Genomic DNA, 512 nt, shown 5'->3' with positions numbered 1-512 from the left:
CAAGGCGGGCCGTGAATTGCAAACCAGTATGATCACGCATCGTCTCTTCCTTGAACTTGAAAAGGAGTCGCACTCATCCTGAGCACGGTGACAACCTAAAACGAAGTCAACCATATCGGACGGGCCTGACCTTGGCAATAAGCACTATTTGCTCACAACAAACAGCAACGAAGTCAGTACGGCCCACCCCGCGAAGGCGGGGAACAGAGTGGCCGAGGAGTAAATATGGGAATTGGCAGCGGTCCCTCCGCGTGCCCACAGAGGGCGCGACAATCCAGCAGTATCAAACGCAGTTGCAGCAGTATGTTTCAATCCACGCGCCCGCGGAGGGCGCGACATGCGCGCATTTTTCACGCTTGTTCCTGTCTGATTGTTGCTCAACCGTTTCTCCGTCCCGGAACTCGACGTTGTTAACGACCAGTTCCAGAAGCTGAAATCCTTTGATGCGTTTCCACCGTTTCTGGGCGGACTCCATCAACTTGAATACCATCGCCAAGGTGGTGTCTCTGGAC

Annotated in this window: 1 pseudogene; it reads right to left on the bottom strand. The window is 54.1% G+C overall.

Going from position 1 to position 512, the window contains the following annotated elements:
* Positions 1–358: 358 nt before the first annotated feature.
* Positions 359–512: pseudogene (locus EZI54_RS24060) on the bottom strand (IS256 family transposase); the annotation flags it as partial.

Source organism: Marinobacter halodurans, from assembly GCF_004327985.1.
Taxonomy (GTDB): domain Bacteria; phylum Pseudomonadota; class Gammaproteobacteria; order Pseudomonadales; family Oleiphilaceae; genus Marinobacter_A; species Marinobacter_A halodurans.
The sequence above is the reverse complement of the archived record's forward strand: the minus strand, read 5'-3'. Positions and strand labels throughout refer to the sequence as shown.